Here is a 10,374-nt window from a genome sequence, read left to right as displayed (position 1 = left end):
AAATTATGAGATTTTGTATTTTTATTAATTACATAATTAAATTTATCATTAATATTTTTTTATTATCAATTTCTATAAATGTTCATGCAGAAAATAGACCGGGTTTTGTTTGTGGTAAGTTTAACGGTAATGTTGTTGAAGTAACTAGGGATTATGTCGATTTTATTGCTGAGTATGAGGGGTATAGTTATTTTGATCGGAGAGCGGTTAAAAATAAAAAAGGGTGTGATGCTAACTTCACCGTGTTGCCTTTAAGAATGACATGGCCCGAAATGAAACCCGTTGATAGAATGGGATTGGAGCAAAATGCAGAGGAGATAAAAATAGCGGTAATGCCAATGACGAATAATAAAGCAACAATGAATAAGTTTAGAGATAATTTAATAAATAGTGATTATTGGGGGGCAAGAAGTGGCATTTATTATGATGATGAGCTTGATTTGTATTTTGTTGAGTACTTAAAAGACGAGGCAACAACTTATTCAGATGAAATTTATCAAGATAAATATAGAGTTTATTGGTCCGAGCATAATGATGAGGTAATTAGTATTATAGATTGTGACTGGATGCAATCAAAAAAAGAATATTACTTATGTGAGGTTAATGGTCGTATTCCAGAGGTTGATGCTTATTTTAATGTAGTTATTAAATGGAAACAGTTAACACAGTGGGAAAGCATTTTATTAAAATCAAAAAAATTTGTAATAAATCATCTTAAATAGAAAAGGATTTTTAATATCAAATAATACAATATATAGTGCTAGCAGGGTATTTACAGGGAATAATTTTATTATTTTCATAGCGTAATTATTATTGAATTAGTTCAATAGGTAAAATTATGAGGTTTGGTGTTTTTGTTAATTACACAATTAAGTTTATTATTAATACTATTTCATTATTAATTTCTATAAATGTTTATGCAGAAAATAGACCGGGCTTTGTTTGTGGTAAGTTTAATGGACACACTGTTGAAGTACCTGTGAATTATGTTGATTTTATTGCTGAGTATGAAGGGTATAGTTATTTTGACCGTAGAGCAATCAAAAACAAAAAAGGGTGTGATGCTAATTTTACCGTATTGCCTTTAAGAATGACATGGCCCGAAATGAAACCCGTTGATAGAATGGGGTTAGACCCAAATATAGAGGAAATAAAAATAACAGTAAAACCAATCACAAATGATACGGCAACAATGAACGAACTTAGGGATAATTCAATTAATAACGATTTTTTTGGTAAAAGAAGTGGTGTTTATTATGATGATGAACTTGATCTATATTTTGTTGAATATGAAGGTAAAGGATTAATGGTGAGTGAAACTGAATATTATCAGAGAAAAAGAAGAGTTTATTGGTCTGAAAGTAAAAGTGAAGTAATAGGTGTTATTCGTTGTGATTGGGTACAAGTAAAAAATGAATATTACTTCTGTGAAGTTAATGGGCGAATACCTGAAGTTGATACTTATATTCAAGTGAATATAAACTGGAAACAGTTGTATCAGTGGAGGACAATTTTATTAAAATCAAAGGGGTTTGTAATAAATCATCTCAAATAGAAAAGGATTTTTAATGTCAAACAATACAATATATAGTGCTAGCAGGATATTTACAGAAAATGATCTTATTACAACTAAAAAACTATTAAGAGAAAATAAAAGCTCGAAGGAAATGTATCAATATTTGGCCAATAAAGGTGATCGATATGCACTATTTGCAGGAGTGAGTGGGAGTGATACTAATTTTTGGGGGCGTTCGACGTTATATTTTTCATTCAATAGTGATTTTATTTCAGATGAGAAATTTCGTGATGATAAGTATAAGGAAATAGATTTTAAATTAGCAAGTGAGTATCTTATTCTGCTGGAAAATAAACTAAATAACTCAGGGGGTAAGTTTGTTGAGCTAACTGAAATTAATTATGAAGAGTTATTTGAAATTAATCAAAAATCTTGCTCTGACAGTTGGTTTAGTATTGATGATTGGTATTTAAATAGAGTATTTGAGTCACTATCTCCGAATGAAAGACAGGGGCTTTGGGAGCATAGGTTAAATTCTACCTCTGGATTTAAAGAACAAGTTAGTCATCACTATAAAATATATAATATGATGATTAAGAAATATATTTTAAGCAATGGACATGGAAAAGAAAGAATAAAGGTATGGTTAAATAATAATTTTTATATTACACAATATGGAGGCTTAATTAATTCTAATATTGATAACTATATAGATATTATAAGTTCGGATTCTGAGCTAAAAGATCTTATTGATAGCGTAAATAAAAGTATAAAAATAGAGGAAGAAGTCCTTGGTGATACCATTCCATGGACATTTCACTATGTAATCTCTGATAATCTATTAACCCAAGATGCTATCACATTAATGAAAAATGAAAATGTACTATTTTGGGAGGATAAGGAAGAAAAATTAAAATCTATAATGAATGAAATTAGTGTAAATAGGTATAATCGCAGGAAGAAACGTGCTGCATTACTTGATGCGAATGATCAGGATAAATTTGAATTGCATTTAAAAGATGTACAGAAGATGGGTGAAAAATTAGAAGAGAAAAAAGATCCTCAAATTTTATATAACTATTTAGAAGCAAATAATGAAGAGTATGGAGTGATCCCCAATGGACTTGTTAGAGGCGACTCGTCTGCAGGAAAAATGGCAACAAGTTTCTTAGTTGAAAGAGCAAAACAGTATAATATAATATTAAATCATAATGATTTAAAAAGAATACAATTTAAGGTGGCATTAGAAACGAGACAAAAATTACTTGATAAATTTGATAATGAAAAAACGACAGTTTTGCGTGAGAAATTTACTATTCGGGATATTGAAGATATACATGATAACGTATTTATAAGTGAAAATTTACCTAAAGATGCCTGGACATTATCAATTCCACTACAGATTATCCCTATTGAAAAACATAATGAAATTTATGATGAAATGATATCAAATTCAGGAAGTAATAAACAACAGGTTGAGTTTGGGCTTTATTTAACCGATGAGATGATGACAGAGATAATAAAAAATCCTTCTAAAGAGAAATTTAATTTATTTGTTGAGTGGGCTAATACCGTATCCACAGTTGATAATATGAAAGAAACGGGATCTGTCTTCGGTGAATACCTTGTAGAAAGAGGAATGACGTTCAAAGAATTTATAGCAGCTAACGTGAACGAATTAAAAAAGGTTATACCTAAAAGCGATTTAGATATTTATGGGGTCGAGAGAAAAATATTACCGACTGAAACTCAGCCTATAAATCGAGGAGTATCATCACCTCCTCCAATTAAGTATCCACATAATATGGTAGGGAAATCGATATTGGAAAATACGTATCCAAAAGCTGAACCGAATAGACAATTAGCACCACTAACCACAGGCTTACTTGATAGATTAAAAGTAAATGAAAAACCAGTAACAACAAATCATTATCTAGAACGCCCGAGTGTTGTTCTTCCTGGCACTCCAGGCTTTAAAGATTTCCCTAAAGAAACAATGAAAAATACTCATCACTTCGAGAATATGGTTGGTCAGTTAAGCGACAATATGTCATCAATGGATCCATTCGATGGTTCTTCTAATAACTATTTTTCAGACAGGACAGCATTAAATATTCCCTCTCGATTTTCTAGCTATTCATCAAATTCATTTTTTAGTTAGTTGTTAAATTAAAGTATTTTCAATTTTTTAAGCTCATTATGAAACATAAAAAATGGTTATTGCAACAATTAATTTGTTGGCAATAACCATATATGGAAAATAGAAACGAGAGAACTAATCCAAATAAGCTAATTCAATATTTTGGCAACCCAGTGCCTGTAATGTATTTTCGGTAACACACCAATGTTTGATAATCGCATCTTGCTTTTCAACAAATTCCTAAGCTAAACAGCAAATATGTACAGTAAATAATGATAAAAAAGCGTTAAAATATTTACCGATTTATATTACTTATATGATAAGGAATTTATGGGAAGAAGGGAATTTTAGCTGCTGTTCACGTCGTCATTACGATGGGTAGATCACGGTTAGTCAAGTATGAATGAATTGTTTTTATCTCAACATATTTTTAAACAAGTGTTTAACTTCCTTATGGATAATTTTCTTAATGTTTTTTTCTCTGTTTTTAATGAGTTAGTGAGTAAAAAAATTAGTTTACTATAAGCTAAATTATATTTTCAAATATCATATATTGCTGCAAGTTTTTAACTGTTCTAGCTTAGGGTTATTAATTTATATTTTAATCTTGGGGTAAATTATAGATGAAAATTAAAAACATATTAATAATACCCATATTATTGATTGTTTCTCTTTGCAATCTTTCATATGGAAATGGATTTTTAACAAACAAAAAAGAGAAAGTAAAATCAGATAATATTGAAAACTCTTATAATAGTAAGAAAGAAATAGGTATTTTTATTATTTTGATCAGAGAATATATGAAGCAAGTGATGGTTGAATATAATAAACCATTATCAAATAAAGATTTTAAAAAATACCATTATGAACACGCATTAGCTCATCTAGAAGTGCTTTCAAAACGTTTTGAAAATGGCAGTACTACGACTAGCAGGGATATTAGTTATCAAGAGGCTGCTGAGATAAATAAAAAAGCATTTACAGCCTGTGACATGCCCTTTGATGCTTGGTTCTTTGCAGATGTTTTTGATGTCTTAGATGATGAAACTAATCAAAAGATTTGGGATGACATGCTAAATGCACTGGCGAATGATTCCCATGAAAGTGAAAAAAAAGTATTTTTATTTCTTTGGGATAAAATGAAAAATGTATCGGACTTAGATAAGATCGAGAAAAGCAAAAGATGGATCAATAGACTTGAACGTGTAATTATTTCATTTAAAGCATGATTAGAAATTATATTTTATTATTCTCATTTTTTATAATTTAGGTATTGTTAAATTAGCTGAATAGGTGAAATTATGAGATTTTGTATTTTTATTAATTACATAATTAAATTTATCATTAATATGTTTTTATTATTAATTTCTATAAATGTTTATGCAGAAAATAGACCGGGCTTTGTTTGTGGTAAGTTTAATGGCACTGTTATAGAGGTTCCTGTCAAGTATGCTTTTCCATTTGCGGAATATGAAGGGTATAGCTATTTTGACCCAAGATTTATTGAAAATAAAAAAGGGTGTGAGGCTAATTTTAGAGAATTAACACTAACCACGTATTGGCCTTATATGACAAGTGTTGATTCCAAAAAAAAATTTCATCTTGAAATAGATGAAAAAACGATAAGAATTATATTGAAGCCAATTAGAGAGAAAGATTATTCATTAACACAGAAAATGAGTAATTATCTAAATGCATCATATTTAGGAAAGAGAAGTCAAATATTTTATGACGATGATTCTGAACTTCAATATGTTGAATATTTTGATAATTATAACGTATCTGAAAAACTATATAGTGGAAAAAAAACTCAAAATAAAAGAACTTTTTTTTGGTTCGAAAATGAAAATGAAGTTATTGCTATCTTAGAATGCTTATGGTTACCATTGGAAAATAAATATTTAAGTTGTAATATGAGTTTTTTAATATTGGAAATGAGAATATTAGCAGAGGTTAGGTTTAGCTTTGATAAACATAAAAAATGGAGAGATATAATGAAAGAAACTAAGGTTTTTGTGATTGATTTTATTAAGGATGAATATTATGAGTAAAGATATGGCTAGCTTTTCAATTAATTATAATGATATTGTAAATTTGAAGGCTATTTTAAATGAAGGAGATTTGGAAGAGTTTTACAGATATCTTGCTGATAAGGGTGATATGTATTCATTAACAGCACCTGGGAGTTATAATGAGCATAGTTTCTTAAGTCGATTGCACTTTCATTATGGTTTAGATGTTTATAGTGATGATCTGAAATACATGTATTTAAGAGAACAATTATATAGGGTTCAACAGGACCTAGCTAAAGAGTACATGGTGTTAATAGAAAGTAAGTTTAAAAATAATATGAGTAAAGGAGGGTTTATAAATATATCTAGTGAGGATATTTATAAACACTATCTGAATGTTTTAGAAAAAATAATATGTTTATGAGATATTGGGATACTAATATAGCAATGTTGTTTTTTACTACTGAAGAACGAAGGGAGTATTGGAATAGTAAATTAAATAATAGTGATTCATTCAAAGGCCAAGTGATTCATTATTTTAAAACTATAAATTCCCTATTGGATATTTATGATAAATACACTGATAAAAAAAGTGCTCATATAGCGCGGTACTTGAAAAATAACTATGATTTATTTATGTATGAAAAGGGGGGGAGCTAATTGAAGAGCAGAAATATATAATCTTAAAAGATAAATATGTTTGTGACTTAATATATTCTGTTCATATGAGGTATGTTAAATACAAAGATGAAATTGATATTAAAATAGGGAGTGTGTATGATTTGATAAACTATCAAGAAAATGAATTATTTCGTTCTAATGAGGTTGATTTGAAAAATAAAATTAAATTAGAGGTGTTGGAAAAAGATATTAAAAGTAGAAGGAAAAAAAGGTCAGTTGGCAATTATACTGATGAGTTTGTTGTGAAAACAGATGAAGCTATTAGAGTACATGAAGAGTTTAAGAAAATACAAAAACCTGAATTTATTTATGATTACTTAGAAAGAGAAGGTTCTAATTATGCTGTTATTGCAAACGGATTGATTAAAAAAAAATCTTTATCTGGAAAGGTTGCAAGTAATTATATAGTTAAAGAGTTAGAAAAAAATGAAGTAAATGGAAATAAAGTTATTTTGGATAAATTAAAAATTGATTTGGCAGAAGAGACTCTTTTAACATTCATATCACGAAGTGATAGTGATGGAGTTATACGGGGAGATTTAACATCACAAGAAGCACAACATATTCATTATAATGCTTTTAAGCGTAATGGCATATCAAGGTATGGATGGACATTAACAATTCCTTACCAGATATTGCCAGAAAGTAAACATGAAGAAGTTCATCTTCAAATGTTAAAATCTGCAGGCAATGATCTGGCTGAATTTCAATTTTCTATTTACTTAAGTGATGAAATGTTTCTTGAAATAATTAAAAATCCAAAGATAGAATCGATAAAATCTTATGTTAATTGGGGGGAAACATTATTAACCATTGATAATATGAAAGAAACGGGATCTGTCTTCGGTGAATACCTTGTAGAAAGAGGAATGACGTTCAAAGAATTTATAGCAGCTAACGTGAACGAATTAAAAAAGGTTATACCTAAAAGCGATTTAGATATTTATGGGGTCGAGAGAAAAATATTACCGACTGAAACTCAGCCTATAAATCGAGGAGTATCATCACCTCCTCCAATTAAGTATCCACATAATATGGTAGGGAAATCGATATTGGAAAATACGTATCCAAAAGCTGAACCGAATAGACAATTAGCACCACTAACCACAGGCTTACTTGATAGATTAAAAGTAAATGAAAAACCAGTAACAACAAATCATTATCTAGAACGCCCGAGTGTTGTTCTTCCTGGCACTCCAGGCTTTAAAGATTTCCCTAAAGAAACAATGAAAAATACTCATCACTTCGAGAATATGGTTGGTCAGTTAAGTGATAATATGTCATCAATGAATAACTCAATGGGTTCATTTGAAGATAGATATTCAATGCCTCAAATGCCAAGTATACCTGAGTTTAGTTATAGAGGTTATTCTTCGGGTGGATCATTTAGCTTTAATTAATATTTTAAAAATCTATTTATACTAAAATAAACTATTTTTATTACTAATAATAGCATAGTGATTGCTGATGTTTATTTATTATGTAAGTGATGTATTCTTTATATAAATAATTTTTAAGATTGTGGATTATTAAATTTATTAGTGACAAGGATGTATATGAATTATAAGTTAATGGTTGTTTTTTCAGTTTTTCTTCTAGGTGCTTGTCAAACTTTTCAAGGAAATAAAGGTAAAGAAAATGATGGAAATATAATTAGCTCTTCTGAAAGAAAAGATATTAAAACACCTAGTCTATTTTTTAAGCTACAGATGTTATACTTTTATGAATTTAAGGATGTATTAGATAGAGAAAAATGTGCCAGACTCAAGAGTAAAAAAGAAGACAATCCATTTTTCAATTTTATAAAGTACCCAAAGGAAGCATTTGTTAAAAATTTAAACCATGAAAAGGCAATATATTTTTATCGTAAGAATTTAAATGAAATGGGAATGTCATATAATGCTTGGATTTTAGCAGATGTTTTAGATGTTGTTAATGAGAGAAACAGAGAGACGCTATGGCAACAGTTTGTTTATGTTATGAATAAGGATGATCCAGCAGAGGAAATTAAATTATTCATGATACTTTGGTACACAATGGTAAGGGAAGCAGCTAAGCCATTATCAGATAAGCAAATTAAAAGTAAAAGATGGTTGATGAAAATGAGGCAGATTACTTTAGTTAATAATATAGAGAGAAAATTAGATTTTGTATTCGAAGAAATGATTAATGATTCAAAACTTTCTAATGAAAACTAAAGGCGTTCTAATGATGATTTTAAAATTTAAATCTATTTCTATATTAATATTTATTTTGCTAAATATATTATTTTTAATTATCACAAATAAAAGTTATGCTTTTAATGATAGATATAGCCTTCACAAGGTCAATAATTCAGATGATAAATATTTTAGTATTTTCATTTATCTAGAACAAGAATTTCTAAATAATCACATGAAGGAGCGAGGTGATTCATTAACTAGTGAAAAACGAAGTAAGTATCAACATGAGCTGAAATTAGCATATGACCGAGTTATGAAAAATCGTAAAGAAAGTGATAATATTCCAATTGGTGATATTACCTATCAAGAATATATTAATATCAATAAAGAAGCGAGGTTAAATTCAGGAATTCCATATGAAGGTTGGTTGTTTAAAGATGTATTTGAAGTGTTATCTACAGATAAACAAATGAAAATTATAGGCGAGCTATTAAATAGCTTTTCTAATAAATCACTTAGTGGTGAATCAAAGCTATTTGTTAGTATTTGGCTAGATATGAAAGAAGAAGCTGCGCAGCCAGCCTCGATGAAACGAAAACAAAGCCAAGCTTGGTTAGAGAAAATGCGAAAAATCCCTTTAGTTATTACATTAGAAGACACGATAAATGAAACAGAAAAACTGGTTAATGAATTTATATACTAAGAGGTTAATTATTAATTAAAATTATGGGGGCTATTATGATGTTCATTTTATTTGTAAATGGTTTTATGAACAAAATTAAAGTCTAATAGCAACTATACGGTTATTGCTGTTTATTCAAACTTCCAGCAATAACCGTTACTTTAAATAATCATTAAATTAATTGATATAAGCCAACTCAACTTGCTGGCAGCCTAATGTTTTTAATGTATTTTCAGTTACACACCAATGTTTAACAATAGCATCTTGTTTTTCAACAAAAGTGGCTTGGTCGATAGCATGAATATCTTTACCTGCAAGATTAATCATGATCAATGCAGCTTGTAACGGTGGTAAGCTCGGGTTGAACGCGGCATTTTCAGCATAGCGCCCTGTAAATAAAGAGCCATCTTTCAATTGCAATGCAATACCAGAATGGGACTCGCTATAAGGAGCATGAGATTGATTTGCGGCTTCAATAGCAGCACATAATAATCTGTCACGGCTTGGTGTTTTATAGCCGTGGTCAGTGGTATCCATTAACAGTGTGGTGATATTTAAATCCGCTGGACCAAATGAATCAGGTAAATATTCATGTAAGGTTGCGGGTTTACGCTCTGGCAAATGAACCATGATGTTGCCACCTTCACGCAATTCATTCATAAACTGTCTGCAGTGGCCACAAGGGGTATAGTTCACCGTAATTGAAGTCAGTTTTTTCTCACCTTTTAACCATGCATGAGTGACTGCACATTGTTCTGCGTGAATAACTTGTCCCATCGATACTTGGCTAAATTCCATGTTGGCACCAAAGTAGATATTACCACTTTCACCGCAAGCGATTGCGCCTACATAAAAGTGAGAAATGGGGGTAATCGCATAGGATGCGGCAAATGGTAGGAGTGAAAATGCAAGTTCAGAATCATTACAATCACATTCATTTTTAATGTGTTTGACTTGTTCAGCGGTTAGCATTGCTGGGAAATTAGGTTGATCAATAATAGGCCTAAGTACAGACTGTAGTTTTTCTGGAAGCTGGGACCAAGCGGCTTTAAATCTTGAATGCATGAATTACCCTCCCTATTTTAATTACTCTCATTCTATTCAATTAGTCACCTAACAAAATGTGATCTAAGTCTATTTTACAATGAAATGAATGAAACAAATATTACAAATGAGAGATG

At 29.8% G+C, this 10,374-nt stretch carries 10 protein-coding genes; 9 read left to right on the top strand and 1 reads right to left on the bottom strand.

Annotated features, from left to right (window positions below; translation table 11 throughout):
• The 9 genes from ACTH6U_RS07605 to ACTH6U_RS07565 form a co-directional block, all read left to right on the top strand.
• Positions 1–722 (top strand): hypothetical protein (locus ACTH6U_RS07605; protein WP_441831938.1); only part of this gene is annotated, 722 nt, incomplete at its 5' end.
• A gap of 116 nt (positions 723–838) precedes the next feature.
• Entirely contained in the window at positions 839–1,555 is a 717-nt protein-coding gene (locus ACTH6U_RS07600) for a hypothetical protein (protein ID WP_441831937.1), read from the top strand.
• 13 nt (positions 1,556–1,568) lie between these two features.
• Positions 1,569–3,677: a hypothetical protein gene (locus ACTH6U_RS07595; protein WP_441831936.1), complete on the top strand. Its 2,109-nt coding sequence runs from the start codon at positions 1,569–1,571 to the stop codon at positions 3,675–3,677.
• A gap of 602 nt (positions 3,678–4,279) precedes the next feature.
• On the top strand, positions 4,280–4,885 hold the full coding sequence (locus ACTH6U_RS07590; RefSeq protein WP_434720090.1) for a hypothetical protein: 606 nt from the start codon (positions 4,280–4,282) through the stop codon (positions 4,883–4,885).
• Between the two features lie 72 nt (positions 4,886–4,957).
• Entirely contained in the window at positions 4,958–5,707 is a 750-nt protein-coding gene (locus tag ACTH6U_RS07585) for a hypothetical protein (RefSeq protein WP_441831935.1), read from the top strand.
• Entirely contained in the window at positions 5,700–6,092 is a 393-nt protein-coding gene (locus ACTH6U_RS07580) for a hypothetical protein (protein ID WP_441831934.1), read from the top strand. The genes ACTH6U_RS07585 and ACTH6U_RS07580 overlap by 8 nt, the downstream gene beginning before the upstream one ends.
• Before the next feature lie 358 nt (positions 6,093–6,450).
• Positions 6,451–7,749: a hypothetical protein gene (locus tag ACTH6U_RS07575; RefSeq protein WP_441831933.1), complete on the top strand. Its 1,299-nt coding sequence runs from the start codon at positions 6,451–6,453 to the stop codon at positions 7,747–7,749.
• A 156-nt stretch (positions 7,750–7,905) separates the two neighbouring features.
• Positions 7,906–8,547: a hypothetical protein gene (locus tag ACTH6U_RS07570; protein WP_441831932.1), complete on the top strand. Its 642-nt coding sequence runs from the start codon at positions 7,906–7,908 to the stop codon at positions 8,545–8,547.
• A 10-nt stretch (positions 8,548–8,557) separates the two neighbouring features.
• Positions 8,558–9,214, top strand: coding sequence for a hypothetical protein (locus ACTH6U_RS07565; protein WP_294101297.1), 657 nt, complete (start codon positions 8,558–8,560; stop codon positions 9,212–9,214).
• Positions 9,215–9,370: 156 nt separating this feature from the next.
• Here ACTH6U_RS07565 and cdd read toward each other — a convergent pair whose 3' ends face one another.
• Positions 9,371–10,258 (bottom strand): cytidine deaminase, encoded by an 888-nt coding sequence (gene cdd / locus ACTH6U_RS07560; protein ID WP_441831931.1) that lies wholly within the window; start codon positions 10,256–10,258, stop codon positions 9,371–9,373.
• Between the last annotated feature and the right edge of the window lie 116 nt (positions 10,259–10,374).

It is taken from the genome of Providencia sp. (genome assembly GCF_052096715.1).
In the GTDB taxonomy this organism is placed as follows: Bacteria; Pseudomonadota; Gammaproteobacteria; order Enterobacterales; family Enterobacteriaceae; genus Providencia.
Note: the sequence above shows the minus strand (reverse complement) of the source record. Positions and strands in the feature narration are given on the sequence as shown.